The organism is Rahnella sp. CFA14(1/10) (genome assembly GCF_004195095.1).
Classification (GTDB): domain Bacteria; phylum Pseudomonadota; class Gammaproteobacteria; order Enterobacterales; family Enterobacteriaceae; genus Rahnella; species Rahnella perminowiae.
On sequence record NZ_SEWS01000002.1, the window covers coordinates 320328 to 346954 of the forward strand.

At 53.9% G+C, this 26627-nt stretch carries 26 protein-coding genes; 14 read left to right on the forward strand and 12 right to left on the reverse strand.

Features of this window, described 5'->3' with window-relative positions:
• The first annotated feature begins 78 nt into the window (after positions 1-78).
• A complete protein-coding gene (locus EVX52_RS05115; protein ID WP_129951219.1) occupies positions 79-1371 on the forward strand; it encodes an MFS transporter in 1293 nt (430 codons plus the stop codon).
• 77 nt (positions 1372-1448) lie between these two features.
• On the opposite strand, the gene EVX52_RS05120 is transcribed toward EVX52_RS05115, so the two are convergent.
• The 6 genes from EVX52_RS05120 to EVX52_RS05145 form a co-directional block, all read right to left on the reverse strand.
• Complete coding sequence (locus tag EVX52_RS05120; RefSeq protein ID WP_129990755.1) at positions 1449-2543, reverse strand: ABC transporter ATP-binding protein; 1095 nt, start codon at positions 2541-2543, stop codon at positions 1449-1451.
• Between the two features lie 4 nt (positions 2544-2547).
• Positions 2548-3390: a carbohydrate ABC transporter permease gene (locus tag EVX52_RS05125; RefSeq protein ID WP_129951217.1), complete on the reverse strand. Its 843-nt coding sequence runs from the start codon at positions 3388-3390 to the stop codon at positions 2548-2550.
• A 9-nt stretch (positions 3391-3399) separates the two neighbouring features.
• Positions 3400-4323 (reverse strand): carbohydrate ABC transporter permease, encoded by a 924-nt coding sequence (locus EVX52_RS05130; protein WP_129951216.1) that lies wholly within the window; start codon positions 4321-4323, stop codon positions 3400-3402.
• Between the two features lie 63 nt (positions 4324-4386).
• Positions 4387-5661 (reverse strand): sugar ABC transporter substrate-binding protein, encoded by a 1275-nt coding sequence (locus tag EVX52_RS05135; protein ID WP_129990756.1) that lies wholly within the window; start codon positions 5659-5661, stop codon positions 4387-4389.
• A 62-nt stretch (positions 5662-5723) separates the two neighbouring features.
• A complete protein-coding gene (locus EVX52_RS05140) occupies positions 5724-6902 on the reverse strand; it encodes an aminotransferase class I/II-fold pyridoxal phosphate-dependent enzyme (RefSeq protein WP_129990757.1) in 1179 nt (392 codons plus the stop codon).
• On the reverse strand, positions 6889-7602 hold the full coding sequence (locus EVX52_RS05145) for a FadR/GntR family transcriptional regulator (RefSeq protein WP_129951213.1): 714 nt from the start codon (positions 7600-7602) through the stop codon (positions 6889-6891). Before EVX52_RS05145 ends, EVX52_RS05140 begins: the two co-directional genes overlap by 14 nt.
• A 307-nt stretch (positions 7603-7909) precedes the next feature.
• Here EVX52_RS05145 and EVX52_RS05150 point away from each other — a divergent pair, with 307 nt between their 5' ends.
• The 11 genes from EVX52_RS05150 (at position 7910) to EVX52_RS05200 (ending at position 18064) form a co-directional block, all read left to right on the forward strand.
• Positions 7910-9115 (forward strand): FAD-dependent oxidoreductase, encoded by a 1206-nt coding sequence (locus EVX52_RS05150; protein WP_129990758.1) that lies wholly within the window; start codon positions 7910-7912, stop codon positions 9113-9115.
• A 278-nt stretch (positions 9116-9393) separates the two neighbouring features.
• A complete protein-coding gene (gene dcuC / locus EVX52_RS05155) occupies positions 9394-10761 on the forward strand; it encodes an anaerobic C4-dicarboxylate transporter DcuC (RefSeq protein WP_129951211.1) in 1368 nt (455 codons plus the stop codon).
• Between the two features lie 253 nt (positions 10762-11014).
• Positions 11015-11455, forward strand: a complete 441-nt coding sequence (locus EVX52_RS05160) for a DUF2569 domain-containing protein (protein ID WP_129990759.1) — start codon at positions 11015-11017, stop codon at positions 11453-11455.
• Between the two features lie 40 nt (positions 11456-11495).
• Positions 11496-12077 carry an electron transport complex subunit RsxA gene (gene rsxA, locus EVX52_RS05165; RefSeq protein WP_015697462.1) on the forward strand — a complete coding sequence of 194 codons (582 nt, stop codon included), beginning with the start codon at positions 11496-11498 and terminating at the stop codon, positions 12075-12077.
• Complete coding sequence (gene rsxB / locus EVX52_RS05170) at positions 12077-12643, forward strand: electron transport complex subunit RsxB (protein WP_013575430.1); 567 nt, start codon at positions 12077-12079, stop codon at positions 12641-12643. Before rsxA ends, rsxB begins: the two co-directional genes overlap by 1 nt.
• A 1-nt stretch (position 12644) precedes the next feature.
• Positions 12645-14735: an electron transport complex subunit RsxC gene (rsxC, locus tag EVX52_RS05175; protein ID WP_129990760.1), complete on the forward strand. Its 2091-nt coding sequence runs from the start codon at positions 12645-12647 to the stop codon at positions 14733-14735.
• Positions 14736-15788 carry an electron transport complex subunit RsxD gene (rsxD, locus tag EVX52_RS05180; RefSeq protein ID WP_129990761.1) on the forward strand — a complete coding sequence of 351 codons (1053 nt, stop codon included), beginning with the start codon at positions 14736-14738 and terminating at the stop codon, positions 15786-15788.
• 9 nt (positions 15789-15797) lie between these two features.
• Positions 15798-16430, forward strand: coding sequence for an electron transport complex subunit RsxG (gene rsxG / locus EVX52_RS05185; RefSeq protein ID WP_129952109.1), 633 nt, complete (start codon positions 15798-15800; stop codon positions 16428-16430).
• The gene (locus EVX52_RS05190; protein WP_129951206.1) at positions 16423-17121 is read left to right on the forward strand and encodes an electron transport complex subunit E; all 699 of its coding nucleotides are present in this window, start codon (positions 16423-16425) and stop codon (positions 17119-17121) included. The genes rsxG and EVX52_RS05190 overlap by 8 nt, the downstream gene beginning before the upstream one ends.
• Positions 17114-17752 carry an endonuclease III gene (nth, locus tag EVX52_RS05195; RefSeq protein ID WP_129990762.1) on the forward strand — a complete coding sequence of 213 codons (639 nt, stop codon included), beginning with the start codon at positions 17114-17116 and terminating at the stop codon, positions 17750-17752. Before EVX52_RS05190 ends, nth begins: the two co-directional genes overlap by 8 nt.
• Before the next feature lie 12 nt (positions 17753-17764).
• Positions 17765-18064 carry a hypothetical protein gene (locus EVX52_RS05200; RefSeq protein ID WP_129951204.1) on the forward strand — a complete coding sequence of 100 codons (300 nt, stop codon included), beginning with the start codon at positions 17765-17767 and terminating at the stop codon, positions 18062-18064.
• Positions 18065-18380: 316 nt separating this feature from the next.
• Here the strand turns inward: EVX52_RS05200 and EVX52_RS05205 are convergent, their stop codons facing one another.
• The 4 genes from EVX52_RS05205 to EVX52_RS05220 form a co-directional block, all read right to left on the reverse strand.
• Complete coding sequence (locus EVX52_RS05205; protein ID WP_129990763.1) at positions 18381-18875, reverse strand: DUF2501 domain-containing protein; 495 nt, start codon at positions 18873-18875, stop codon at positions 18381-18383.
• Positions 18876-18974: 99 nt separating this feature from the next.
• A complete protein-coding gene (locus tag EVX52_RS05210; RefSeq protein WP_129951202.1) occupies positions 18975-19895 on the reverse strand; it encodes a LysR family transcriptional regulator in 921 nt (306 codons plus the stop codon).
• 48 nt (positions 19896-19943) lie between these two features.
• Positions 19944-20924 (reverse strand): alpha/beta hydrolase, encoded by a 981-nt coding sequence (locus EVX52_RS05215; RefSeq protein ID WP_129990764.1) that lies wholly within the window; start codon positions 20922-20924, stop codon positions 19944-19946.
• 224 nt (positions 20925-21148) lie between these two features.
• Complete coding sequence (locus EVX52_RS05220) at positions 21149-22567, reverse strand: NarK family nitrate/nitrite MFS transporter (RefSeq protein WP_129990765.1); 1419 nt, start codon at positions 22565-22567, stop codon at positions 21149-21151.
• Positions 22568-22931: 364 nt separating this feature from the next.
• Here EVX52_RS05220 and narX point away from each other — a divergent pair, with 364 nt between their 5' ends.
• Together narX and narL are read left to right on the forward strand one after the other, a co-directional pair.
• Positions 22932-24722 (forward strand): nitrate/nitrite two-component system sensor histidine kinase NarX, encoded by a 1791-nt coding sequence (gene narX, locus EVX52_RS05225; protein ID WP_129990766.1) that lies wholly within the window; start codon positions 22932-22934, stop codon positions 24720-24722.
• Positions 24719-25369: a two-component system response regulator NarL gene (gene narL / locus EVX52_RS05230; RefSeq protein WP_129990767.1), complete on the forward strand. Its 651-nt coding sequence runs from the start codon at positions 24719-24721 to the stop codon at positions 25367-25369. The genes narX and narL overlap by 4 nt, the downstream gene beginning before the upstream one ends.
• Positions 25370-25727: 358 nt before the next feature.
• Here the strand turns inward: narL and EVX52_RS05240 are convergent, their stop codons facing one another.
• Positions 25728-26057 (reverse strand): hypothetical protein, encoded by a 330-nt coding sequence (locus EVX52_RS05240; protein WP_129951197.1) that lies wholly within the window; start codon positions 26055-26057, stop codon positions 25728-25730.
• Between the two features lies 1 nt (position 26058).
• Positions 26059-26622 (reverse strand): hypothetical protein, encoded by a 564-nt coding sequence (locus EVX52_RS25445; RefSeq protein ID WP_370278309.1) that lies wholly within the window; start codon positions 26620-26622, stop codon positions 26059-26061.
• Between the last annotated feature and the right edge of the window lie 5 nt (positions 26623-26627).

Below are 26627 nucleotides of genomic sequence, written 5' to 3' on the forward strand. Positions count from 1 at the left end.
GACAATAACCGCTGCAGCGTTAAAATTCTTATACATTTTAAAATTAAGTTTTACCGCACTCCGCATTAAGGACTTACCGTGAAAACCTCCCGGCGGATTTCTGCCGCACCAGCCAGTCATTCAGTCAACGACGACGAGTTAAATCCTGAAACTCCCGCCGCGCGCTCCGGACTTAAAACGCCCTTTATCAAACGTGGGACACCGGAGTTTATCCGCGTCACGCTGGCCCTGTTTTCAGCAGGGCTGGCGACGTTTGCCCTGCTGTATTGTGTTCAGCCGATCCTGCCGGTGTTGTCGCATGATTTCGGGGTTTCACCGGCCACCAGTAGCCTGTCGTTGTCGTTATCTACCGGTCTGATGGCCATTGGCCTGTTGTTCACCGGGCCTGTTTCTGACGCAGTCGGGCGCAAGTCAGTGATGGTGGTAGCGTTATTTCTCGCTGCGGGTTGCACGCTGGTCTGTTCCTTTATGCAAAGCTGGGACGGCATTCTCATCATGCGTGCGCTGATTGGCTTATCGCTGAGCGGCGTGGCAGCCGTCGCCATGACCTATCTCAGCGAGGAAATCCACCCAAGCGTGGTCGCCTTCTCGATGGGTTTATACATTAGCGGAAATTCCATTGGGGGCATGAGCGGACGTTTAGTCAGTGGTGTGCTGACGGATTTCTTCTCCTGGCGTATCGCCGTTGCATTCGTGGGCTGCTTCGCCCTCGCGGCGGCAATTATGTTCTGGCGCATTCTGCCTGCATCAAAACATTTCCGGGCAAGCTCGCTGAAACCGCGCAAAATGCTGATTAACTTCAAACTGCACTGGCGCGACAGCGGTCTGCCGCTACTTTTCGCCGAAGGTTTCCTGCTGATGGGCAGTTTCGTGACCCTGTTTAACTACATCGGTTACCGTCTGCTTTCATCGCCCTACCATCTGAGCCAGGCGATAGTCGGGATTTTATCTGTCGTTTACCTGATGGGCACCTACAGCTCGCCGAAAGCCGGTGCGCTGACCGGCGTTTATGGCCGCGGCCCTGTGCTGATCGGCGCAACGTCGCTGATGCTGCTGGGCATTTTAATCACCGCTTTTTCACCGGTCTGGCTGATTTTCGTCGGCATGATTCTGGTCACCGGCGGATTTTTCGCCGCCCATTCCGTTGCCAGCGGCTGGATCGGCAGACGTGCCCGTCGTGCAAAAGGTCAGGCATCGTCTTTATATCTGTTCAGCTACTATGCGGGTTCCAGTGTCGCCGGAACGTTAGGCGGATTCTTCTGGCACTCCTTTGGCTGGTACGGGATCACCGGATTCATCAGTTTGATGCTGATTGCCGGTGTCGGCGTCGGGTTTAAGCTGATGCGCTTACCTGAGGCAAAAGCGGTTTAACTTATCGCGCCTCCCCCTGCGAAGGGGGAGGCGCCGACCGGGATTCACTTATTCCCGCGCGAGAAATTTACTGCTTTTCACTCTCCCATTTTCCTCATCCGCTTCTGACTATCCGCCTCAAACAACTGCATCCGCGCGGTATCTATCTGTACCCATACCCGGTCTCCGGGCGCGGCGGCCGATCTGACCATGCTGTAAACACTCAGCTTTTCAGTGCCAAATTTACCGTGAATAAGTTCACTCAGGCCGGTAGGTTCAATTAGCGTGATATCCAGTGGCACCGCGCCTGGCGCGCCCTCTTCGCACAGCACAATGGCTTCGGGGCGGACGCCATAAATCACCTCTGTACCACTTTGCAGATTCTTGATTAAAGGATCTACCGGCAGCGTCAGTTGCCCGTTAATCCGCAATTGCGGTGCAGAATCCCCCAGTTCCAGCGTACCGTTGATGAAATTCATAGACGGCGAACCGATAAAGCTGGCGACGAATTTATTGGCCGGCGTGTCGTACAGTTCAAGCGGCGTGCCGACCTGCTGGATCAGGCCGTGGTTGAGTACGACGATGCGGTCAGCGAGGGTCATGGCTTCCACCTGATCGTGCGTCACATAAACGATGGTGTTCTTCATACGCTGATGCAGGCTTTTGATTTCAATCCGCATCTGCCCCCGTAATTGCGCATCCAGGTTAGAAAGCGGTTCATCGAACAAAAACACCTGGGGCTCGCGTACGATCGCCCTGCCCATTGCCACACGCTGACGCTGTCCGCCGGATAACTCTTTCGGACGGCGATGCAGCAACGCGGTCAGCCCGAGAATATCGGCGGCTTTATTCACCGCCGCCTCAATCTCCGCTTTCGGCCGCTTTTGGACTTCGAGGCTGAACCCCATGTTACGTGCCACGGTCATGTGCGGATACAGTGCATAACTCTGGAATACCATTGAGATATCACGGTCTTTCGGAGCCACCTGATTCATCAGACGTGAACCGATATGAATATCCCCCGCCGTCGCCAGTTCAAGCCCGGCGATCGTGCGCAGCAGGGTCGATTTACCGCACCCGGACGGCCCGACCAGCACCACAAACTCGCCATCTTTAATGGTCAGGTTAATGTGTCGCAATACTTCGACATTTTCGTAACGTTTTTGAAGATCGGAAATCGTAATCTGAGCCATAGAATTATCCTTTTACCGCACCGGCAGTCAGCCCCTGAACCAGGTAACGCTGAATGAACGCAAAGAACAGACAGGCAGGAATGAGCGCCAGCACAGCCGCTGCCATCATGTCGCCCCATGAAACCGCGAATTTCGACACAAAACTGAGTAAGCCAACCGGGAAAGTCATCACGTCGTTTTTGTTGATGAGCATCAGCGAGAACAACAATTCGCTCCACGCGGCGGTAAACACAAAACCTAAGGTTGCCGCCATCCCCGGCAGAGTCAGCGGGATAATGACTTTGCGCAGTGCCATAAATCGGCTGCACCCTTCAAGCATCGCGGACTCTTCCAGATCCTTCGGAATACTGTCAAAAAACGACTGCATCAGGAACGTGGCAAAAGGGACGTTAAAAGCGGTGTAAATCAGAATCAGCCCGGTCAGGCTATTGGTCAGCCCGAGCGGTGCCATCACTTTGTAAATTGGCGCGAGGATCATTACCAGCGGGAACATCTGGGTAAACAGCAGCAGCGCGGCCATCACCGTTTTGCCGCGAAAACTGAAGCGGGAAAACGCGAAACCCGCACCGGCAGCAATGATTGTGGTCAGAAATGCCGTGCCGAATGACACAATCAGACTGTTGAAGAAATACAGCGGAAACTGGCTTTCAGTAAACACACGCTGAAAATGGACCAGCGTCATCTCGCCCGGCCACATCCGCACACCTTCACTGTAGAGCAGTTTATCCGGCGTGATGGAGATTTTGATCAGCCAGTAAATCGGGAACAGCGCGAACACCAGATAGAACACAATCCCCAGCCGATGCCCGCCCTTGCGAAGCCAGGCGTTAATTGACAATGCACTCATATGAGCCCCTTATTTCAGCAACTGATGGCGGATGCGCAGTAAAACCAGCGCATAAAATGTCATCAGCACCAGCAGGAACACCGCCATCGCAGACGCATAACCAAAGTCGAGTTTGCGGTATGCAGTGGTGAAGATGAAACTCGACAGAATCGAGGTGGAATTTGCCGGCCCGCCGTCGGTCATCACCACAATCAGATCAGCAAAATTTGCGATCCAGATGGTGCGCAGCATGACCGTGATGGCAATCATCGGTGCCAGAAACGGCAGCGTGACTTTGCAAAACTGCTGCCAGCCGCTCGCCCCGTCCATCGACGCCGCTTCGTACAAATCTTTCGGAATCGATTGCAACGCCGCCAGCAGGGTAATGGCGAAGAACGGAATGCCGAACCAGACGTTCGCCACTACCGGGCCGTACAGCGCCAGTTGCGGATCAGACAAAATATTGTACGGTTCGGAAATGATATGCAGATCAGCCAGCCAGTAAGGCAGCACGCCAATTACCGGATTGAGCAACCATGCCCAGGTCAGGCCGGAGAGAAACGCCGGAACCGCCCACGGCAGAAACACCAGCGCCTGCACCCAGCGGCGGCCGGGGAATTCGCGGTTGAGCAATAAAGCTAAGCCCAGCCCCAGCGCGAACTGCAACACCAGTGAAGTCAGTGTCCAGTTGAAGGTATGGCGCAGTGCGGCATAAAAATGCCGGTCATCAAACATGGTACGAAAATTATCCAGCCCCACCCAACCGGTATCGAACGGGTTCAGCAACTGTATGTTCTGAAAAGCATAGGAAATGCCGATAGCCATCGGAACAAAGATAAACAGGCCAATCAGCACCAGCGTCGGGCTGAGATAAACCCAGGGTTCCAGCAGCGCCCGCAAACGTGGGAAGCGCGGCGCGGCAGCGGTGTCTGGCGGTGAAACTTCCAACATCATGACGCGTCTCCGTTGAGAAGAATGGGGAACTCCGGCAGCAGATCCGTGCCGGAGTCATCCGGTTTACTTTTGCGCAGCCAGCCAGGCTTTCTGTTCTTTGGTCAGGTATTTCGCCCAATCTTTCACCATGCTTTCGGTGTCGTTCTGGCCGAGCAGCGTTTCCTGCGAACTGTCTTTTACAATCACCGAGTTAAAATAGCCCCAGCCTTTGAGGTGCGTCGGCATGGTCAGCGGGATGTAATCCGGGCTGTTCAGCTCGGCAAACCAGCCTGCAAACTGTGGCGCGTGGTAATATGCATCCTGCTCTGCACCCTTATAAATCGGTAAGGTGCCGACGAATTTCGACCAGGTCAGGTTGTTTTCTTTATTACTCAGGAAGGAAATCAGATCCCAGCTTTGATCCTGATGTTTGCCCTGTTTGAACATCGACCAGCCGGTATAACCGATAGTCGGGTAGGCTTTACCGTTCGGCCCGAGCGGCATCGGCGCAACGGAGAAATCGTCCGGGTTCATGCTGTTCTTGATGGCGATCAGCGCGTCCGGATCCTGATCCAGCATGGCGCATTTACCGGAGTAGAAACCGGAAACGATTTCGTTAAAGCCCCAGTTAACACTGTCTTTGGGTGCATAACCTTTCTGGTACATGTCCACCAGGAACTGCGCGCCTTTGACCGCACCCGGTTTGGTCAGCATGCTGTTGCCCTCTTTATCGAAAAAGTCCGGCGAGCCGTTCATTGCCGCCATAAACATCATCCAGGCATTCGTGCCGCCGACGCCGCCGCGCATGCAATAGCCGCTGATCCCGTTGCCCAGCGCGCTGATTTTCTTCGCATCCGCCATAAACTCATCCATGGTTTTCGGCGCGTCGGTCAGGCCCGCCTGCTGAAAGAGTTTTTTATTCCAGAACATCGCCCGCAGATAAAAACCGTACGGGATCATCGTTGCGGTGCCACCGGAAGAACGCGCCATGGTCAGCGTTTTGTCGGTCAGATCTGCCGTGCCTGTCCAGCCTTTCAGCCGGGGTTCGAGATCAGCCAGCATACCGTTACTGGCATACAGCCCCTGCCAGGTGTCCGGCATTTCCACCACATCCGGGTACTGCCCGCTCTGAATCATGGTGCCAAGCTTTTCAAACGCCTGCCCCCACGGCAGCGACACGACCTCGATCTCGACATCAGGATGCTGTGTTTTGTAAGCGGTTAACATCTTTTGCAGCATTTCGGTACGTGCCGGGCTGGTAATCACTTCCACCAGCGTCAGCTTAGTGGCGGCAAAACTGGCGCAGGAAAACAGGCTGAGCACCAGCAGGCTGAGCACATGACGTTTCGGGTGTCGCATAATCTTGATTCTCCACGGTGAAAAAAGTCGGAACACAGGAACGGTATTTTCAAAAAATGGCTTCAGGAACAAGCACTTTCGATGGCGTTTTTCAAGTCACGCCATAAATCTTCAGTATCTTCCAGCCCGATTGAAATGCGGATCACACGGGGTGAGACGCCAAAATCTCTTGCCGAGTTAAATTCACCCGCCTGATTCAGCACCGAAATGGCCGGCATCACCAGGCTTTCAAAACCGCCCCAACTGACGCCCATACGGAATAAGGTCAGCGCATTGCAGAACGTCGGAATGTCAATGCCTTCGCTGAGCTCAAAGGAGAACAAGCCGCTGTAGCCGGTCAGCGTGGAAGTCGGCAGCGGCTCGAGCCCCGGATGATTCACCTGCGTGATACGCGAATAGCCCTGCAGGCGGCGCGCCAGTTCCAGCGCACTTTCATGATGCTGGCGCATACGCAGCGGCAGCGTGCGTAAGCCGCGCAGCAACAGCCAGGCTTCATTCGCGGAGAGTTTGCCGCCTAAAAACGGGCTGATATAACGACTGATGGCAGTGATGTGTTCTGTACTTGAAATCACCAGTCCGGCAACGACGTCGCTGTGTCCGCTGATGTATTTCGACGCAGAATGAATAACCAGATCGATGCCTGCCGCCAGCGGCTTCTGGAAAACCGGTGACGCCCAGCTGTTATCGATCATCGTTATTACGCCGTATTTTTTGGCCAGCGCGGCAATGGCTGGCAGATTTTGCTCGCCCATCACCCAGCTGTTCGGGCTTTCGAGATATAACAGTTTCGCCCCCTGAATCGCCGCTTCGAGTGCGGCCAGAGAACCTCCATCGACAAACTGTGATTCAATCTGGAAACGGGTGCAGAAACCGCGCAGAAAACGGTAGGTGTCTGGATAAACGTGATTCACACAGACGACTTTATCGCCGGGACCGGCCACGCTGAGAATGGCATTACTGATCGCCGCCATGCCGCTGCCGAACGCCAGACAGGCTTCGCCGCCTTCAAGCTGCGCCACCTTCTTCTGTAATTCGATCACGGTCGGGTTGTCGACGCGGGAATATAATGCGTGGTCGCTGTCACCACGAAAACGGGCAATCATGCTGTCATAATCGGTGAAACTAAATAACGACGACTGATAGATAGGGGGTGAAATCGCCCCGCGATCGTGGCGGCCGTCATGCACTAAATGCGTGTTTTCACTTAACTCAACCGGCTGGCTCTTATCATCTTGCTGCATTGATCACTTCCTTCATGTCACGTTCGGTTATGTTCAGAATGTCGTTGCTCAGCCTGCGCGCGTTTTCCGGTTCGCGGCGCGCAATGGCTTCATATAACAGGCGGTGCAGCGGAAAAGAGTCGCTGAAAAGCGCCTGCTCCGGTGGCGATTCGAAAAAGGCATGCAGCAGGTCGTAAATGCCGCCGACCATTTGCAGCAGCAGCGGATTGTGCGCGGCGCTGTAGATCGCCGCGTGAAACTGCCAGTCTTCTGCCCCTGCGGAACCGATGCTCAGATGTACTTTTTCCATCACAACCAGTTTCTGTTCGATGAACAGCAAATCGCTTTCCGTCGCACGTACTGCCGCCATTGCCGAAGCCTCACATTCGATGATCCGGCGCACTTCCAGCGCATGCAGCATGGTGGCGGAATCATTTTTAAAGCGCAGGGACAGAAAGCTGTCGTTGGCAGTAATTTCAGACTGCAAAAAAGTGCCACTGCCTTTTTTACGCACGATAATCCCCAGTGCCTCCCAGCGTTTGAGCGCCTCACGCACGGTGTTGCGGCTCACCGCCAGACCTTCAGCCAGCACACGCTCAGGAGGCAGTTTCTCGCCGATACGGGTGCCGGACTGCGCCACATAACGCGTCAGCGCATCCAGTACCAGGGTGTCGCTTTGTTGTGGCGCGATCGGATGCAATAAATTTATTTCGCCGCTCATTGGCTTCTCCGCACATTGTTTTCAACGGACACCGGTCCAAATTGGCCCAACAACTCAACCTGTGGACCACATTGCAATTTGTCTGCCAGTTTGCAGAACCGCCGTTAAGCAATTGATTAAAATGGAATATGAATAAATAACGTTCCAGGCGGGAAGATGGCGGGCAGATCGCGGTGGTGCAAAAAAAGCCGGATATGTTGTACCGCTGTGCAGGTAATGTTCAGTGATGTAGCACGGGATGGATTGACGCGCAGGAGTGCAAATGATAACTGTTATCATATGAATTTATTCAGTCAGGCAGGTGGTTATGACACCGGATACAAAGTCTTCAGCAGCATCATGCTGCATTGTCGGGGGCGGTCCCGCAGGTTTAATGCTGGGATATCTTCTGGCGCGTAAAGGTATTGACGTCACTGTGCTGGAAAAACACCGTGACTTTTTGCGCGATTTTCGCGGCGACACCATTCACCCTTCGACGCTGGACATCATCTGGCAACTGGGTTTCCTCGACGAATTCCTCGCCCTGCCACACCAGCGCGCTGAAAAGCTATATGGTGAAATCGACGGCCAGGAAACCACGCTGGCGGACTTCAGCCATCTGCCAACGCAGTGTAAATTTATCGCTTTTATGCCGCAGTGGGATTTCCTTAATTTTATCGCCGGTAAGGCAGCACAACTGCCCAATTTCAGGCTGATCCATAATGCACAGGTGCTGTCGTTGCAGGAGGATAAAGGGCAGGTATCCGGTGTTATTGCTGAAGTGGACGGAGAAACGCAGCACTTTGATGCCGGTCTGGTGATCGGTTGCGATGGCCGTAATTCCATCGTGCGGGAACAGGCCGGGATGGAAGTCCGCCGTTATGGCACGCCGCGTGACGTGTTATGGCTGAAAATTCACAAACGACCGGACGATCCGCAGTGGTCAATGGGTCACCGCGGCCCGAAGAAAAACTTCATCATGATTGACCGGGGAGATTACTGGCAGTGTGGGTATTCGATTCCCAAAGGCAGTCTGGATTCGCTCAAAGCGCAGGGCATCGCGCCCTTTCTCGACCTGCTGACCGAAGTATCTCCCTTCGAACGCCCGCGTCTTCAGCAAGATATCCTCAGTTGGGAAGACGTACGCCTGCTGGTGATCCGCATTGACCGTCTGAAAGAGTGGGCAAAACCGGGGCTGCTGTGCATCGGCGACGCAGCGCATGCGATGTCACCCATCGGCGGTGTTGGCGTGAATCTGGCCATTCAGGATGCCGTGGCGACGGCGAATATCATCACTGAACCGCTCAAGGCCGGACGCCTGACGCTGCGGCATTTAAAACGCATTCAGCGCCGTCGCATGTTCCCGACCTGGGCGACGCAGGCGTTACAGATTATGATCAGTAAGGCCGGACAGAAACAAAGGAAGCGTGCCCCTTCACGGCTGGAAATCTGGCTACGGGGAAGGAAATTTATACCATTTCTGTTTGGACGCCTCATCGGCGTGGGATTTTATCGGGAAATCCCGAAGCTTTGATTTTGGGTTTGCCACCCGAACCGCCTTTAGGTCAACACCTTGGGTTGCCACCCAAACTTGCCTTAAGGTCAAGGTCAAGGTCGTGGGCGTCGGCCCACGGTTTTGAACTTGAAGTTTGTTTGAAACGCCCCTCGTGATGCCCGTTAAGCATCACAAATTTAAATATTCCCCGCTTTTTCATCACCCATAATTGATAAGCGTCATTACGCCCGGTGAGCTATTTCGGCAAAGTGCCCGCCTTTCACTTGGATCCATATTTAATCTCGGGGAATACAATAATGCTGGAATTACTGATCGGGCTGGTGGTCGCCGTCTTTGTCGGACGCTATATCATTAAAGGCTATTCACCCACCGGCGTGCTGATGGTAGGTGGCTTATTGCTGCTGATTATCAGTGCAATGATGGGCCACAGTATCCTGCCGGAAGGCACAAAAAGTACCGGCTGGAATGCCACAGATATCGTTGAATACGTCAAAATTCTGCTGATGAGCCGCGGTGGCGATCTGGGAATGATGATCATGATGCTGTGCGGATTCGCGGCCTATATGACACATATTGGGGCCAATGATGTGGTCGTCAAACTGGCATCGCGTCCGTTACAGATGATCAACTCACCGTACATTCTGATGGTTGCGGCTTATATCCTGGCGTGTCTGATGTCGCTGGCGGTATCTTCCGCCACCGGTCTGGGCGTGTTACTGATGGCGACACTGTTCCCGATAATGGTCAACGTCGGCATCAGCCGGGGTGCGGCGGCGGCGATTTGTGCATCCCCTGCGGCAATCATCCTTTCGCCAACATCCGGTGACGTTGTGCTGGCCGCGCAGGCGGCGAACATGCCGCTGGTGGATTTTGCCTTTAAAGTCACCCTGCCTATTTCGATTGCCGCCATCGCCGCAATGGCTGTCGCGCATTTCTTCTGGCAACGCTATCTGGATAAACGCGATACCACAGCCCAGGTGGATACGGTCGATTCAAATGCTGACGATGTGGCTGAAACCAATGCTCCGGCTTTCTACGCCATTTTGCCTTTCACGCCGATTATCGGTGTGCTGATTTTTGACGGAAAATGGGGGCCGAATCTGCATATCATCACCATTCTGGTGATCTGTATGCTGCTGACCGCCCTGATTGAAACCGTGCGTAACCGTAGCGGCAAAGCGGTATTCGCCGGTCTGGACGTGGCGTATCGCGGCATGGCCGATGCATTCGCCAACGTGGTGATGTTGCTGGTCGCGGCAGGCGTGTTTGCTCAGGGTTTAAGTACTGTCGGGTTTATCAGCAGCCTGATCGGACTGGCGCAAAACTTCGGTTCCGGCAGCATCGTTATGATGCTGGTACTGGTGGTGATCACCGTGCTTGCCGCCATGACTACCGGATCCGGCAATGCGTCGTTCTATGCCTTCGTTGAACTCATCCCTAAACTGGCGACGAAAATGGGCATTAATCCGGAATACCTGGTCATTCCGATGTTGCAGGCGTCCAACCTGGGCCGGACCCTTTCCCCGGTTTCCGGCGTTGTGGTCGCAGTGGCCGGCATGGCAAAAATCTCGCCTTTTGAAGTGGTTAAACGGACCTCCGTTCCCGTGCTGGTTGGCCTGATTGTGGTGATCGTCGCCACCGAAATTCTGGTGCCGGTGCACTAGTCCTCCCCGCTTTTAATTCCTGAATCGTTCAGGCTGTATCAGTGCATTCACTGAGCGTGTCCCCGGAGCATACAAAAGTCTGTGACCGGGGCGCGTGAAGGCAGTCAACGCAGAGACGGCGGAAGGATTAAGGTATTGATCACATAAATACGATATCGGCTGAAGCGAACTCGGGTTAAGCTACTGCGCCTTGAAGGTCGGGGAAGTTTCCCTGTGCTGATTTGATGGCAAAACCAGCGTGAGAAAAGCTTTTATGTCGAATAATCCGGGCTATAAACGTATTGGCGGGTGGTTACTGGCCCCGATGGCGTATCTGATTGTGACGCTGCTCAGCGTCGTATTAATGCTGTTTCTGTTTTCAATGGCATTATTTGTACCGGAATCGCGTGAATATTTAATCACCAACTCGCAGGCATTTACCCTGCAATGGTATTTCTCTGTAGTGACCACGTTGGCGATGGGGTTATTTACCGTTGCGGTATTATGGCAATTTTGTAAGCGCGCCAGAGCGTTACCTAAAATGTATATTATCTGGTTATTGTGCACCGTGCTTCTGGCAGTAAAAGCCTTTGCATTCTCACCGGTTACCGATGATTTGGCCGTGCGTAACTTATTGTTACCTTTATTGGCCGCCGCCGTCTTTGTGCCTTATTTCAAGCGCTCACTGCGGGTAAAAGAAACCTTTACGGAATAACCCTGAATTTTTTAATGATTATTATGTCCGGGCAATTGCTATGACCTCTTATTTATTACTCTTCGTCGGCACCGTGCTGGTCAATAACTTTGTGCTGGTCAAATTTCTTGGCCTGTGCCCGTTTATGGGCGTGTCCAGGAAACTGGAATCGGCTATCGGGATGGGGCTCGCCACCACCTTCGTGATCACCCTGTCCAATATCTGCTCGTGGATCGTCAACACTTTTGTTCTGATGCCACTGGGGCTGGTGTATCTGCGTACCATGGCCTTTATTCTGGTGATCGCCGTTGTCGTGCAGTTCACCGAAATGGTCGTGCGTAAAACCAGCCCGTCGTTGTATCGGCTGCTGGGTATTTTCCTGCCGCTTATCACCACTAACTGTGCCGTGCTCGGTGTGGCGTTGCTTAACATCAACCAGCAGTTCAACTTTATGCAATCCGCGCTGTACGGTTTTGCCGCGTCACTGGGCTTCTCGCTGGTCATGGTGCTGTTCGCTGCCATTCGCGAACGTCTGGTCGTCGCTGATGTTCCGGCACCGTTCAAAGGTTCTTCGATTGCGCTGGTCACGGCCGGCCTGATGTCATTGGCCTTTATGGGCTTCACGGGTCTGGTGAAATTCTAATGTTTGAATTATGGGTAGCAATTGGCGCGCTGACCGCTCTGGCGCTGGTTTTTGGCCTGCTGCTGGGTTACGCCTCGCGTCGTTTTGCCGTCGAAGGCAACCCGGTTGTCGATCAGATTGACGATATTCTGCCGCAGAGCCAGTGTGCGCAATGCGGATATCCCGGCTGTAAACCTTATGCCGAAGCGGTCGCCAATGGCGACAACATCAATAAATGCGTGCCGGGCGGCGAAGCGGTCATGCTCAAGCTGGCAACCCTGCTTAACGTTGAACCTCAGCCGATGGGCGAAGACGCCGCGGCGGCAGTACCGGTGCGTAAAGTGGCTTACATCGACGAGAGCAACTGCATCGGCTGCACCAAGTGCATTCAGGCATGTCCGGTTGATGCCATTGTAGGGGCCACCCGTGCCGTGCATACCGTGATTACCGATTTATGTACCGGCTGTGACCTGTGCGTCGCGCCCTGCCCGACGGACTGCATCGAAATGCTGCCGGTAAAAACCACCACCGCAAACTGGAAGTGGGATTTGAAATCCATTCCGGTTCAGGTCATCCATGCGGAGTAACATGTTTAATCTGTTTGCGGCGCTCAAAAAAGACAAGATCTGGGACTTCGACGGCGGTATTCATCCGCCGGAAATGAAGACTCAGTCAAGCCACGTTCCGTTGCGCAACGTGCCACTGCCTGAGCGCTTTATCATCCCGCTTCAGCAACATCTTGGCCCTGAAGGCGAGCTGTGTGTGAAACCCGGCGACCGCGTGTTAAAAGGTCAGCCGCTGACCACCGGTCGTGGCCGTACCGTACCGGTTCATGCGCCGACCTCAGGCGTGATTACCGCCATCGGGCCACACATTACTGCGCACCCTTCCGGCCTGAAAGAGCTTTGTGTGTTAATCGACGCCGACGGCCAGGACACCTGGTGTGACCGTGAATTCGTGGCCGATTACCGTCAGCTTACTGCTGACGAACTGAATCAGCGCATCAGTCAGGCTGGTATTGCCGGGCTGGGTGGCGCCGGTTTCCCGACCGCCAGCAAACTGGCTGGCGGCCTGACCTCGACCCGCACACTGATTCTTAATGCTGCCGAATGTGAGCCTTACATCACTGCCGATGACCGGCTGATGCAGGAACATGCCATGGAAATCCTCCAGGGTACGCGCATCCTCTGTCACATGTTGCATCCTGAACGTGTGCTGATCGGCATCGAAGACAACAAACCTGAAGCGATTGCCGCACTAAAAGCGGCGATCAGCGCTGAAATCTCCGACGGTGTGCGTTTTGAGTTGCGGGTGATCCCGACCAAATACCCGTCCGGCGGTGCCAAACAGCTGACTAAAATCCTGACCGGCCTCGAAGTGCCAAAAGGCCATCACTCGTCGTCCATCGGCGTGCTGATGCAAAACGTCGGCACTGTGTTTGCCATTAAACGCGCCATCATTGACGGCGAACCGCTGATTGAACGCGTGGTCACGCTGACCGGTGAAGCAATGGCAAAACCGGGCAACGTCTGGGCGCGTCTGGGTACCCCCATTGAGCACCTGATGCAGGAAGGTCAGTTACAACCGCAGGGTAATAAAAAGATGGTGATCATGGGCGGTCCGCTGATGGGCTTTACCCTGCCGTCGCTCAACGTACCCGTGGTCAAAATTTCCAACTGTTTGCTGGCACCGTCCGAATCCGAACTGGGACAGCCCGGGCCGGAAGAAGCCTGCATCCGTTGCAGCCTGTGTGCGGAATCCTGTCCGGCCGGTTTATTGCCGCAACAACTTTACTGGTTCAGTAAAGGCGAGGAACACGAGAAAGCACGCAAGCATAACCTGTTCGACTGCATCGAATGCGGCGCCTGTGCCTATGTCTGCCCGAGCAATATTCCGCTGGTGCAGTATTACCGTCAGGAAAAGGCTGAAATCCGCGCCATCGATAACGAAAGCGCACGTGCCACGGAAGCCAAAGCGCGTTTCGAAGCCAAACAGGCGCGTATGGAGCGTGAAAAATTAGCGCGGGAAGAAAAGCATCAGAAAGCGGCTGTAAAACTCAGCGAGACACCGGCAGCAGAAGCCCCTGTAGAAGAAAAACCCGTGGCTGACACGCCGGAAGTCGATCCGCGCCAGGCCGCACTGGCGGCGGCAATTGCCCGCGCTAAAGCTAAAAAAGCTGCCGCGCAGCAGGATATTCCTGTGGCCTCTGAACCGGTGGCTGAAACAGCACCGCCCGCTGAGGAAGATGCCCGTAAGGCCGCGGTGGCTGCCGCGATTGCCAGGGTGAAAGCGAAGAAAGCCGGCAACACTGGCGTGGTTGTTGAAGCCAGAGAAAGTGAGCTTGCCGTTTCTCAGCCACCCGCTGAGGAAGATGCCCGCAAGGCCGCCGTGGCGGCCGCGATTGCCCGTGTAAAAGCGAAGAAAGCCGCAGCACCACATCAGCCTGCCGGTGAAGAAAACGTGACAGCGTCACCTGCCGAACCTTCCGCAGACGACAAACGCAAGGCGGCAGTAGCCGCTGCCATCGCCCGCGCCAAAGCCAAAAAAGCGGCCGCGCAGGACGCAGAAGAAACCGAGCCAAAACAACAAGAAAGCGATCCACGCAAAGCCGCCGTGGCTGCGGCGATCGCCCGGGTTAAGGCCCGTAAAGCCGCCCAAACAATGTCTAACGAGGAATAGATGGCCTTCAGGATCGCAAGCTCACCTTTTACACATAATCGCCAGAACACCAGCACCATCATGATGATGGTGATCCTGGCGTGTATTCCCGGCCTGATCGCTCAGGTCTGGTTCTTCGGTTACGGCACGCTGATACAACTGACACTGGCTATCGTGATTGCTCTGCTGGCAGAAGGCGCCGTGTTACAACTGCGAAAACAGCCGGTGACGAAACGTCTGGGAGATAACAGCGCCCTGCTGACCGCGGTTTTGCTGGGTATCAGCCTGCCGCCGCTGGGCCCGTGGTGGATGGTGGTACTCGGCACGATTTTCGCCATCATTATTGCCAAACAACTTTATGGCGGTCTGGGTCAGAATCCGTTTAACCCGGCCATGGTAGGTTATGTGGTACTGCTGATTTCTTTCCCGGTGCAAATGACCACCTGGTTGCCGCCTGATACCCTGCAACACCATCACGCAGGCTTCACCGATACACTGCGGACTATTTTCACCGGGCATAACAGTCTGGATCTGACCGCCTATCAGCTCAATATGAACGTCGATGGCGTGACGCAGGCAACACCGCTGGATGCGTTTAAAACCGGTCTGCGCTCCGGCCATAGCGCCGATCAGATCCTCAGTACGCCATTGTTTAGCGGCACGCTGGCCGGTCTCGGCTGGCAGTGGATTAACCTGGGTTTCCTCGCCGGCGGGCTGTTCCTGATGTGGCGCAAAATCATCAGCTGGCACATTCCGGTCGCCCTGTTAGGTATGCTGACTGTCTGCGCGGGTATCGCGTGGGGTCTGGCACCGGAAAGCTACTCTTCACCGCTGGTCGGGTTGTTTTCCGGCGCGACCATGCTCGGCGCGTTCTTTATCGCCACCGATCCGGTGACGGCGTCCACCACGCCAAAAGGCCGCCTGATTTTCGGTGCGCTGATTGGTTTGTTGGTGTGGCTGATCCGCAGTTACGGCGGTTATCCGGATGGCATCGCTTTTGCGGTTTTACTGGCCAATATCACCGTGCCACTGATTGATCACTACACCCAACCACGCGTTTACGGGCATCGCTGAGGAAGAATGATGTTAGCAACCATGCGACGCCACGGCCTGATTCTGGCTTTCTTTGGCGCACTGATGACCGGCATGACGGCACTGGTCAACCTGATGACCAAGCCGACGATTGAACATCAGGCACTGTTACAACAAAAAACATTGTTTGATCAGGTGATCCCTGCAGGCGTGTACGACAACGACATGCAAAACGAATGTTACAACGTCACTGATGAGGCACTGGGTAACATGACGCCGCACCGTATGTATCTGGCGCGCAAAAACGGACAGCCTGTGGCCGCGGTGGTTGAAACCACTGCGCCTGATGGTTATTCCGGTGCGATCCGGTTACTGGTGGCGGCTGATTTTCATGGCAAAGTTTACGGTTCCCGCGTGCTGGAACAGCATGAAACGCCGGGGCTGGGTGACAAAATTGAAGTGCGCATTTCAGACTGGATCAAGCATTTCGCCAATCAGACCGTTAACGGTGCAGGCGATGAGCGCTGGGCCGTGAAGAAAGACGGCGGTATGTTTGATCAGTTTACCGGTGCGACCATTACACCGCGCGCCGTCGTTCGCTCCGTAAAACGCACGGCGCTGTTTATCGGGACGGTACCGTCTCAGCTTTCCCACCTCACCCCTTGTGGAGCACGTGATGAGTGAAGCCAAAAAGATAATCGTTCAGGGTCTGTGGACCAATAACTCCTCACTGGTTCAGTTACTGGGGCTTTGTCCGCTGCTGGCCGTGACTTCGACTGCCACCAACGCCCTGGGTTTAGGCCTGGCGACCACGCTGGTGCTGACCTGTACCAACGCCATGATTTCCGCATTCCGTAAGTGGATCCCGGATGAAATTCGCATCCCGATTTATGTGCTGATTATCGCCTCGGTCGTCAGTACCGTACAGATGCTGATCAACGCTTACGCGTTTGGTCTGTATCAGGCGCTGGGGATTTTTATCCCGCTGATTGTGACCAACTGTATTGTGGTCGGACGCGCCGAAGCCTGCGCAGCCAGCAGTCCGATCCATCTGGCCGCGCTTGACGGTGCGATGACCGGGCTCGGAGCAACCTGTGCGATGTTTGTACTGGGCTCAATGCGTGAAATTCTCGGCAGCGGCGTACTGTTCAACGGCGCTGATTTGTTACTCGGCAGTTGGGCGAAAGTATTGCGTGTCGAAGTGCTGCATCTCGATAACCCGTTCCTGCTGGCCATGCTGCCGCCGGGCGCGTTTATCGGCCTCGGTCTGTTGCTGGCCGCTAAATATCTTATTGATCAGCGCATGAAAGCACGGAAAGCGGCACAGCACGTTGCTGCTGAAGAAAGTTTGCCAAAGGGAAGTGTTCATGAATAAGGAAAAACGCACCGAAATTCTCAGCCGTTTACGTGATAACAACCCGCATCCTACCACCGAACTGGTGTACACCACCCCGTTCGAACTGCTGATTTCGGTATTGCTTTCCGCGCAGGCCACGGACGTCAGCGTGAACAAGGCGACGGCAAAGCTGTATCCTGTCGCCAACACGCCTGAATCTGTTCTGGCACTTGGCGTGGACGGTGTGAAGGAATACATCAAAACTATTGGCCTGTTTAATGCCAAAGCCGAGAACGTGATTAAAACCTGCCGTCTTTTGCTGGAAAAACACAACGGTGAAGTGCCGGAAGACCGCGCCGCGCTTGAAGCCCTGCCAGGCGTCGGCCGCAAAACCGCCAACGTTGTACTTAACACTGCCTTCGGCTGGCCGACCATTGCGGTGGACACGCATATCTTCCGCGTCTGTAACCGCACGAAGTTCGCGCCGGGTAAGACTGTCGATGATGTCGAAGAAAAATTGCTGAAAGTGGTTCCCGCCGAATTCAAACTTGACTGCCATCACTGGCTGATCCTGCATGGCCGCTATACCTGCATTGCCCGCAAGCCACGGTGCGGGAGTTGTCTGATTGAGGATTTGTGTGAGAGTAAAGAGAAGGTCTATGCGGAGTGAAAGGGCTTCCCTTTGGATCTCTTTAAAATTTTCTCAGTTGCACTGAAGGCTCGACCGAGAAAATTTCGGTTTTTCAATTACGGTTATCACATGCGTTTTCGCGCCGAAACCGACCAGAGGGAAAAGTGCTTTTTCCCTCTTGGATCTCCCTTCGCTTTTAACTCCCCGCTATCGCTCGCTGGCTATGTTTCAGCAACCACAGCGACAGGCTGGAAATCTTGCCGCTACGCGGTGCCTTCTCTCGGTCCTGAAGCCTTCGGTCTTCAGGCCGCTCCGTTCAGCAAGATTTCTGAATCGCCCGCAGCTTTTTGAAAGATTAAGAAAGTGAGGTTGTGAAGTTGAAGCCTGAGGCCGGTTCCAAAATTCCGCCGGAGGAGAGGTGGAAAACCGCGCGTTTTTTGCGCGGGTTGCAACCCGAACGTAGGGCACCGCGCAGCGGCGGGATTTTGCGGCTATCACTGTGGCTTATGAAACATAGCCAGCGAGCGGAGCGCGCAGTAAAAGAGCCGGAGATTCTTAAGAGGCGCGGCGATAGGCGCCTCTTAAGGCCAGTGTGGGTGGCAACCCACGGTTTTGACCTTGAATTTGAAGTTGAAGTTAAAAGCCGCCATTGCAGCGGCCTCTGCAATCAAATAAACGATTTCGCCTGCTTGAGCACCACATCACAGGCCTTGGTTTTCACTTTCTCTTTTACCTGCGTCAGCCCGTTCCCCAGGTTATTCAGATCGACACTCTGATCTTTACCGGTTTTCAGCAATCCCCCCAGACCCTGCTGATAATCCTGGCTTTCCGCACCCTCTGCCGTCTGGATACCCAGCTTGCTCAGCAACTGATCTTTCACATTCTCAGTGCTGGCTTTGGAAAGTACGTTGTTCTTCACGCAATATTGCAACACACCTGCGACGTTGTTCGCGCTGGTCGAGGTTAATGCGCTGTCGCCGCCGCTAAGCAACGAGGTCAGCGAAGAAGTGGTGGCGGTGGAACCGGATTTGCCGCCGCCGTTCAGTCCTTCGTTGGCGGCCTGCTGCAGTTGTCCCAGAAGATTATTCGACGCCTGTGCACCTGCTGAAAGCAAAATACCTGCAGAGGCTATCGCCAGAACAACGGCTTTCAATGTTTTCATGTGTTACTCCATTCATTTAACGCAATATTGCGCCAAAGCTTGAGCTTAAATATTCTTTTCATCAATAGGAATAGCGGAGATAAACCGTCGGAGGATGGTTTATCTGTCGGGTTTTTCTGTCTGCTGTTGTGCCAGCCAAAGCCCGGCGGCTGTGAAGAAATGCTGCGCCAGTGGCGTTGCCCTTCCCGCTTCGGCAACCACCAGTGCGGCGTGACGGCTCATCGGTGTGATATCCAGCGGACAACGTTTCAGTACAGGATGCATCTCATCAATCAGATGTCCGCGCGGAACCAGCGCACAGCCAATCCCGACGAACACGCCCTGCATCAGCTGGAAAATCGAGGTACTTTCAAGCCGCGGACGCAGCTCAAGCCCGGCCTGGCGGAAAAAATTATCCAGATAACGCCGGAAATAGCGGCTCGGCTCAGACAGACATAATGGCAGCGTGACTGCCTGTTCAGCGGTCATCAGTCCGATGTCCTGCAACTGCGGAAAATGATCCGGGTGATAGACCACATCAACGCCGCCATCATCAAGCGGCACCAGCTGAAAGCGCAGCTCATTGAGCGTCGAGAACTCAAAAAAACCAATACCGACATCCACTGAATGACTGCTCAGCGCTTCTATCAGTTGATCGGCACTGACTTCCGCGACACGATAATCCAGCCCCGGATGCGCCTCGCTGACCGCCTTAATCAGCTGCGCCAACGACACGCTGCATTGCGGCATCACGCCTATACGCAATGTCCCGCTCATGCCCTGTTTCAGTGATTCGACTTCCAGTTTCAGCCCTTCATAGACGGCGACGATTTCACGCGCCCAGCTCAGCACGCGCAGGCCTTCGGCGGTAAAACCTTCAAAGTTATTACCGCGGTTGATCAGATTAAGGTCGAGTTCTTTTTCGAGATTTTTAAGGCGCATCGACAGCGTCGGCTGGCTGACAAAACTGGCTTCTGCCGCCCTGCCGAAATGTCGTTCGCGTTCGAGATTACACAAATAGATAAGTTGTTTGATATCCAATTTATTTTCTAATTCAGCCGGTTGTTGTGCCCTGTCGATTGCTGATGATTATAATCCAAAGTCATGATGATGACGCAGCGGATTAAAACCGGCCAGGGCGTCCTGACGCTGTTTACGTGCGCGGCGGGCCAGCGCATAGGCCGGATCGCCATTGAAACCGTGAAATCCGCCCGGATAAATGCTGAATTCCACCGGTACGCCGGCACGGATTAACCGGCGTGCATAGTCGATATTCTCATCGAGGAATAAATCTATCGAACCGACGCCAATCCAGGCTGGCGGTAATCCGCTCAGATCCTCTGCACGGCCCGCCGCAGCGTAGCAGGAAATATCCCGCAAACCCGCGTCATGACCAAGATAGGCGTGCCAGCCGAAACGGTTGTCCTCGCGCGTCCAGGAGAATTCACCCGTCACCGGATTCGGGTTGGGATCGGTCACGGTGCGGTCGTCGAGCATCGGATACATCAGGTTTTGAAACGCCAGTTTCGGGCCCCCGCGGTCACGGGTCAGCAACGCCAGCGAGGCAGCCAGCCCTGCACCGGCGCTGTCGCCCATTACACCGATATGTTCGGGGTCGATGCCCAGCGCTTCTGCCTGAGCGGTCATCCAGACCAGCGCGGCATAGCAATCCTCCAGCGGTCCGGGGAACGGTGTTTCCGGCGCGAGGCGATAATCCACCGAAACAATGACACAGTCGTGCTGCGCCGCAGTCGGACGGGTCAGCGGCATCGATTGCTCAGGGCTGCCCAGCACATAGCCGCCACCATGAATATGCAAAATACCCATCCGCCCCTGGCGTGCATATTGCGGTGAAATCACCACCACACGCACCGCCGGCGCGCCTTCGCTACCCGTAATGTGATGATGGGCGACGGAAACAGGCAGGCCATCATCCTGCAATAAACTTTCCAGTGCCGCTGCCTGCCGCTGAGCGCGCATATCAGGCAGAACAGAGGCTTCAAGCACACGTTCTGGCATAAGATCCAGTAACGGGCGCAGTTCAGGGTCAACCAGGTGGGCAGTTTTCATCACAGGATCCATTTTTCAGTTATCGTCCCGTTATTTATAACGCCCTGAACCGGTTTTAAAAAGTCTGAATTGTTATTGCTTATGACTGATTACAGGTAGGTTTCTCATGAGGAAGCTGTCATGAAATGCGGGGCCACCCCGGATGTCATACCAAACGTGCCCGGCGTTCTGATCACGCAAAAAGGGGCCGGAGCCCCTTTCATTCCATTCACTGCCTGCTGAGATTACTTTCTGACTTGTTTGGTCGCAAAACCTTTGTTCAGTTTACGCCAGTACACCAGCCAGGTGATCAGCGCACAAACCACGTAAAACACCAGGAAGACTTTCATCGCGCCCGCCGGTGAACCGGTCATGGCCAGTGATGTCCCGAACGCTTTAGGAATAAAGAAGCCGCCAATCGCGCCGATGGAAGAGATAAAACCGAGCGCAGCCGCCGTATCGGTAACCGCTTCACGCAGCGCTTCATCATCGCTGGCACCACGGGCTTTAGCCTGATCAGTGGTGAGTTTGCGGAAAATCACCGCAATCATCTGATAGGTGGAGCCACTGCCCAGACCGGCCGTCAGGAACAGCACCATAAATACCGCGAAGAACGCCGGGAAATTGCCGCCCGCGCCACCGACCGGCAAGGTCAGGAACAGTAAACCCGCAAAAATCGCCATGACGATATAATTCACCAGAGTTACGCGAATACCACCCAGGCGGTCGGACAACATGCCCCCCGCAGAACGGGCCAGCGCACCAAAAAACGGGCCGAAAAAGGCAAATTGCAAAATATTGACGTCAGGGAACTGGGTTTTGGTCAGCATCGCAAAACCCGCTGAAAAGCCGATAAACGAACCGAAAGTCGCCAGATACAACACACTCATGATCCACAGATGACCGCGTTTCAGTACCGGTAATTGCTGGCGGATTGAGGCTTTGGAAGAGGCCAGATCGTTCATACCAAACCAGGCGGCAAGGGTACCGATGATCAAAAATGGCACCCAGATCCAGGCCGCATTTTGCAGCCAGATGTCAGTACCGTTCGCCAGCGTCTGTTTATCGCTGAAGGCCGCAAACACCCCCAGGGAGATGACCAGTGGTGCAATCAGCTGCATCACGCTCACCCCAAGATTACCCAGACCACCATTGATCCCGAGAGCGCCGCCCTGCTTCGCTTTCGGAAAGAAAAAGCTAATATTGGACATGCTCGATGCAAAGTTAGCGCCACCGAAACCGCACAACAGCGCAATGATCAGGAAAACGTTATAAGACGTGGTGATATCCTGCACCGCAAAACCCAGCCACAGGCATGGCAGCACCAGAAATACAGTACTGATGGCCGTCCAGCGGCGGCCGCCGAACAGCGGGATCATAAAGGAGTAAGGCACACGCAACAAAGCGCCGGATACTGACGGAATAGCGGTCAGCATAAACAGCTGATCCGTCGTGAAGTTAAAACCGACTTTGTTGAGGTTAACGGAGACCAGGCTGAACAGCATCCAGACGCAGAATCCCAGCAAAAGACAAGGCACGGAAATCCATAAATTGCGGCTGGCCACTTTATGCCCGGTTTTTTCCCAAAATGCCGGGTCTTCGGGACGCCAGTCCTGCAACAGGCGTGACGGTTTTTCCGTCGGTGAAGCTGATGTATGTGACATGTGTACCTCGGGTGGCAACGCATTGTTGTTGTAATGATTGAGTTCTGTCGCACACACTAGGTAGAGCACCACCCCGGGATGTTGATACAAATCAACGCAAACGCAGGTGGATAATGCCGGAAAAATCACCACAAATCCTTTGTGAGTACCCGGCGGAAAATCAATAAACTGTTTTTATTCAAAAGGTTGAAGAAGAGATATTCTTTGGGTTAACGACAGCATGAATGACATGGAAATAAAGGAGTAATCACAAAGGGGTATAGGGAAACGCTCCCTGATCATAAAAAATGCCCACACAGTACAGGTTTGTGTCATTCCGGCACGTTATCTGCGGCGTCCGCTATAGGTTCAGGAAATACTATTCATGTTTAAACGCGTACTGCCTTCTTTGTCGCTCATCAGCCAGATCACCTTGCTGATGCTGCTGCTCGGCCTTCTGGGCATTGGCGGAATGAGCCTGGCGGCGTGGATGGCGGGCAGTATCGAGGGCAATGCCCATGCGATCAATAAAGCGGGTTCGCTGCGCATGCAAAGTTACCGGCTGTTATCTGAAGTACCGCTGCAGGAAACCAGTGCCCGCTATATCAGCCAGATGGAAACTGATCAAAACAGCGCCGATTTATTACAGGCTGTTGAGCGCGAAAATCTGCAACCACAGTTTCTGGCGTTACGTCAGTACTGGCAAACCACCCTGCGCAACCAGCTTCTTACGGCTAAGCACCCGCAGGATGTCTCGGCCAATATTGCCGTCTTTGTCGGCCAGCTTGATGAGCTGGTCGCGGCACTGGAGCACAAAACCGAATACCATTTACAGCAGATTTCGCTGATCCAACGTGGACTTCTGGTGGTAACTCTTTTACTGATGGCGCTGACCATCTGGTTCCTGCGCCACCATCTGCTGACGCCCTGGAAAAGCCTGCTTTCACAGGCCAGCGCCATTACCGCCGGGGATTTCAGCCGCCGCTATCAGCGTAACCGTGTGGTGAATGGCGATGCACATAATGAAATGGATATCCTCGGCGACTCACTCAACAGTATGTCTCTGGCCCTGGCGGAAATGGTCGATAAGCTGGCCCAGCGCGTGGCAGAAAAAACCGCCGATCTGCAACAAAAAAATCAGATGCTGGATTATCTGTACCGCGTGAGCCGTCAGCTTCACACCAGTGCACCGCCTGAGGCACGCATGGAACCGGTGCTGAAAGAGTTGCAATCACTGACTCCGCTGAAGGGTATTCAGTTGCGGCAATACGAAAATAATAGCGCGGAAGTATTCAATGAATTCAGCCACACTTCGCCACGTCAGCCTGACATCCCAGAGGTCGGTGAACATGCACAAGACGGTGGCGAGTCCCTGAGCTGGAGCCTGCGCGACGATCGCGAAAATTACGGTGTGTTGCTGGCGCAGTTGCCGCCAGGGCAGTATCTGGATGACGATCAGCAGCAACTGATACACACCCTGCTGGAACAACTCACCAGTACTCTGATGCTGGCACGTCAGGCGGAACATCAGCAACAGCTGATGCTGATGGAGGAACGTTCGGCTATCGCCCGTGAACTGCATGACTCGCTGGCGCAGTCACTGTCATGCCTGAAAATTCAGGTGGCCTGCCTGCAAATGCACGCTGATGCCTTCCCGGAAGAAGACAAAAATCTGTTGCTACAAATGCGGGAAGAACTCAATACCGCTTATCGCCAGTTGCGTGAACTGCTGACCACCTTCCGCCTGACGCTGAACACCCCCGGCCTGCACGCCGCACTGCAACATACCGTAGATGAATTCTCACGCCGTATGGGCCTGGCCATTGATTTCGATTATCAGATCCCGCCGCGTTCCGTTCCGGCCAATCAGGGCATTCACCTGTTGCACATTGCCCGTGAAGCCCTGAACAATGTTTATAAACATGCTAATGCCACCCGGGTATCGCTTTCATTACAGTGTCATGACGGCGAAATCAGCATGAATATTTGCGATAACGGTGACGGTATTTCGCAGGACATCGGGCAGCAAAATCATTATGGGCTGATCATCATGCAGGATCGCGCCAGTACCTTACACGGCAAATGTCGGGTCGCCCGGCGCCCGGAGGGCGGCACAGAAGTCACTGTGCGTTTCCGGCCCGAAGCCCTGCCAGTTAATCCCCAGGAGCAAGTATGAACGACACCACCCCTTCCACTATTTTGCTGATTGACGATCACCCTATGCTGCGCAACGGCGTGAAACAGCTGATCGCGCTGGACTCACGCCTTAAAGTTATTGGTGAAGCCAGTAATGGCGAACAGGGCGTCGAACTGGCAAAACAGCTCGATCCGGACCTGATCCTGCTGGACCTGAATATGCCGGGCATGAACGGGCTGGATACACTCGACAGTATGCGTCAGACCTCCCTTTCCGGGCGGATCGTGGTTTTCAGCGTATCGAATCATGAAGATGATGTGGTAACCGCCCTGAAACGTGGCGCGGATGGATATTTACTGAAAGATATGGAGCCGGAAGATTTGCTCACTGCGCTGCATAACGCCGCCGCCGGGAAGATGGTGCTGAGCGAAGCGCTGACACCCGTTCTCGCGGCAAGCCTGCGAGAAAGCCGCCCGAGCGGTGACCGCGATATTCAGTCCCTGACGCCGCGCGAACGCGACATCATCAAACTGATCGCCGAAGGTTTGCCGAACAAAATGATCGCCCGCCGTCTGAATATCACCGAAAGCACAGTGAAAGTGCACGTCAAACATCTGCTGAAGAAAATGAAACTTAAATCCCGCGTTGAAGCGGCAGTTTGGGTATTACAGAGTAATGTGCTTTAACCAGGCGTTAGCCGTTAAACACCTGCCAATCCTCCCCTGCGAAGGGCTGACTCTTATACACAAATCCCCGGCATTCATGACGGGGATTTTTTTTGAACTTTTCCTTCTCCGTTGATCTTCTTTACAGGTAGAAAATGTGACCCAGGCGCGGCAGATCATCAGCTATTACGAACGGCGCTGGCGAAAATGGGTCATTGATACGACAGCAAACGTACGGGTCGTGCAGGCTGGATAGTGATGTGGGAAGGCTGGCTCAAGCTGCAGAATATCGTTGAAGGCTACAAACTTGCGAAGTCTCTTGATCAGGAGATCTGATCAAGAGACAGGCGAAGGTGGAGGAGCACTCCGAGTATTAAGGTCAAAAATAAAAGAATACGCCAGTATTGTACTCAATCGCTTTATTTATTTGGGACACCAATACTTCAGCATTGGCACGATCTGATGGAGAAACCTGCCCCAGAATACTCTTAGCCAATGTTAAATCACGAATGCCGATAATTTTCTCATCTTCGAATTCGTCTATGTTAATTTCGATGAACTGGTTCAATTGACTGATAACACCTGTATCGATTAGAGACTGAAATTGTTCATCAGTTATCGTAACTTCGATCAAATCTCCCTCAAGAGATACATCAAGATCAAGACGTTGCATGGCATCTTGGCTGGTCGGTACAGAGATACATTTCATGTTATTTACGTCCTGGAATGTTAAAATGCGTGACTTCATTATATTCACTCTGAGTCCTTCCTATTTGCTTGCCCCCTTCAAGTATTTTGTTATTTGGAACAATACCATCAAGATCTAAATAGGTTCTTTTGCCTGACAGGGAGGGGTCATTGATGCGGAAATAGTCGCCGTTTAAGTCTTCAACGACTTGTACACCAGTCTCAGGGTGAGCGTAAATCCGTTTTCCTGAGTTCGTAGTTGTAACCAAAGGATGATTTCCGGCAAATTTCTTCAATGCTGCATCCAGATCCGCAGTCGGCCAATTTCCTGAAAATTTCTTAGCGCGGACAGCCCCTGCTGCTAACGTGCTGTGTCTTGGAGCTAGTCTTTCTAACTGGGAAATTTCACTGACAGCCCCTAACCCACTAAGCCCGAGCCCGGCCACCACTGACGTGATTGCAATAGCAGAACCCACAGTTGTCTCATTTAATACCTGATCATAACCGGCCTGAGCATCCCCGCCGAGTTGCTGCGCTGTTTTAGCAAAACCTTCATTATTTCCATTATAAATGCCTCCGGCGGCCAATAAAC